A 2440-nucleotide genomic window follows, 5' to 3' on the forward strand; every position below is an offset into this window, starting at 1 on the left:
TTCGATGATTTAGGGCTGCGCAATCAGCTAAGCGCCTCGCGCAGCAGCGGGCTTGCGGCATTAGCGCAAGCCGTTCGTACCGCGGTTCAGCCCTGATTCCGCGCCGCTTTTGCCATCATTTTCTTTAAAACATGGGACACCGCCACAAAACCAAAGCTGGCGGTGACCATCGTTGCCGCACCAAAACCGGATGCACAGTCCATACGTTTCGGGCCATCGGCGGTACTTTTCATTGCACACACTGAACCATCAGCCTGCGGATAAACCAGCGCTTCGGTGGAAAACACGCAATCAATACCGAGCTTTCCTTTACTGTTCTTCACCACGCCAAAATCACTTTTTAGTCTTTCGCGCAGTTTTGCTGCCAGCGGATCCTGAATAGTCTTCGCCAGATCGACCACTTGAATCTGCGTAGGATCGATTTGCCCGCCTGCTCCACCGGTTGTGACCAGCGGGATCTTATTGCGTCGACAGTAAGCGATCAGAGCCGCTTTAGGGCGCACGCTATCAATAGCGTCAATAACGTAGCTAAAACCTTGATTAAGCAGCTGCGCGGTATTTTCCGCAGTAATAAAGTCATCCACTACCGTGACGCGGCATTCCGGGTTAATTTCACGAATACGCGCCGCCATCACTTCGGTCTTGGCCTGCCCGACGTTATCGCGCAATGCGTGAATCTGGCGGTTGGTGTTGGTCACGCAAACATCATCCATATCGATAAGCGTAATCGCGCCGATACCGGTACGCGCCAGTGCTTCTGCCGCCCAGGAGCCGACGCCACCAATGCCAATCACGCAAACATGCGCATCCGCAAACAGTTGTAGGGCATTGCGGCCATACAAACGAGCAGTACCACCAAAGCGTTGCAGCCAGGCATCAGTCAACACTACAGACATTACGTTATCCTCGGAAAAATCTTTGCGGGTGTTCTTGCGGGTAAAGACGACGGGCTGATTATACAGCCCGTCAGGGGGAAAATTTAACCGGTAAATACGCTGTTGGTAGTACCTGGTGCGTTTTTCAGTACCCAAACGCGACCATAATGGTTGTACCAACCTGCTCGGTGACCGGCATCCGCGCCAATCCCCTGGTAGATATCAAAGTGCTGGCCTTTAATCGCGCCACCAACATCCAGTGCTACCATCACGCGTAATTCATATTGCCCGCTGAATTTACCGTTGTTATCCAGTAACGGGACTTCTGCCAGAATCGTGGTGCCTGCTGGAATGATCGAGCGGTCCGACGCGACAGAGGCGCGGCCAATTAACGGTACGGCACTCGCCCCTTTCACTGGCGCGAAGCTTGCAGGTTTAAAGAAGACAAAAGATGGGTTCTGCTCAAGCAGTTCCTGTACTTCGGCCTGGCTATGAGTTTCACCCCAGTGACGAATGGCCTGCATCGACATATCTTCTTTCTTTACTTCACCGCGGTCGATAAGCACCTTACCGATACTACGATAAGCGTGGCCATTCTTGCCTGAGTAACCAAAGAAGGTTAATGGCTGGCCATCGCCAAAATCGATATAGCCACTGCCCTGCACATCCATAATGAAGTTATCCATTAAGGAGTTGCTGTAAGCAATAATGTAGCTGTCGCTCAGGGCACCACTGTAGATTTCGGCACGGGAAGGTAAACGTCCGCGTTTTGGTGGCATGCGGTAAATCGGATACTGGAACTCACCCTGACGGGTGTAACGCGCCTGCACGACTGGTGTGTAATAGCCGGTGAATTGCACGTTGCCGTAGTTGTCGGCACCTTCCATCTGCCAGGCGTCAATCCCGTACTGGCTCAACTTACTAGTATCGCCACCGGCCTGCAGCCACTGCTGAACCGCGCCGTAAACATCGCTCTTGCTATTATAGAGGCGAGGAGAGGCAGAACGAATCTGGTTAACTTGCTCAGCAAAGTCGCCACCGTTAATGGGCGCCCCTACCGCATCCGGGCGATTGACCAGGGAAAATGGCTGGGTGAACTTCCCGTCCTTATATTGCTGACCTTTATCTGTCGGTTTCGAGGAACAGCCAGCCAGAATGGCAACCATTACCCCAGTTACAATGTACTTCGTCCAACGTCCTATCATTACTTCCTCGCCCTGTTTATGCCGCATTACGCCACGGGAAGATAGCAAACACGCCGCAAGATTTAAACGAGTTGCGCCTCGCACAGCCCAGATGTGTTCGTTATTTGTACTTAAATTAAATTATTATCAGTTAGATGAGACAAATCGGGTATTTTTAAAAAAAAGGGTTGCATCAAAAGCCGAGCAGAGTATAGTGCGCTTCCACGGACGCGGGGTGGAGCAGCCTGGTAGCTCGTCGGGCTCATAACCCGAAGGTCGTCAGTTCAAATCTGGCCCCCGCAACCAATTAAAAAGTCGCTGAGTTTAGCGCGGTGGTGAAAACCATTAGCAGTAAATAGTTATACGGACGCGGGGTGGAGC

The 2440-nt window shown here is 52.0% G+C and carries 2 protein-coding genes, 1 tRNA gene and 1 pseudogene; 2 read left to right on the forward strand and 2 right to left on the reverse strand.

Translation table 11 applies throughout. From position 1 onward, the window contains the following. A pseudogene (locus tag MES37_RS24075) lies at positions 1–96 on the forward strand (cysteine desulfurase sulfur acceptor subunit CsdE); the annotation flags it as partial. Here MES37_RS24075 and tcdA read toward each other — a convergent pair. Then, positions 87–896: a tRNA cyclic N6-threonylcarbamoyladenosine(37) synthase TcdA gene (tcdA, locus tag MES37_RS24080; RefSeq protein ID WP_064543823.1), complete on the reverse strand. Its 810-nt coding sequence runs from the start codon at positions 894–896 to the stop codon at positions 87–89. The pseudogene MES37_RS24075 and the gene tcdA overlap by 10 nt on opposite strands. Positions 897–979: 83 nt before the next feature. Further along, the gene (gene mltA, locus MES37_RS24085) at positions 980–2080 is read right to left on the reverse strand and encodes a murein transglycosylase A (protein WP_064543821.1); all 1101 of its coding nucleotides are present in this window, start codon (positions 2078–2080) and stop codon (positions 980–982) included. A 208-nt stretch (positions 2081–2288) separates the two neighbouring features. On the opposite strand from mltA, the gene MES37_RS24090 reads away from it, so the two are divergent. Next, a tRNA-Met gene (locus MES37_RS24090) sits at positions 2289–2365 on the forward strand. Positions 2366–2440 lie beyond the last annotated feature (75 nt).

The organism is Buttiauxella sp. S19-1 (genome assembly GCF_022134725.1).
In the GTDB taxonomy this organism is placed as follows: domain Bacteria; phylum Pseudomonadota; class Gammaproteobacteria; order Enterobacterales; family Enterobacteriaceae; genus Buttiauxella; species Buttiauxella ferragutiae.

What these genes read in the sequence shown, in the direction of transcription:
- tcdA (WP_064543823.1), bottom strand. Translation starts at nt 896, where the DNA reads ATGTCTGTAGTGTTGACTGATGCCTGGCTGCAACGCTTTGGTGGTACT.
- mltA (WP_064543821.1), bottom strand. Translation starts at nt 2,080, where the DNA reads ATGATAGGACGTTGGACGAAGTACATTGTAACTGGGGTAATGGTTGCC.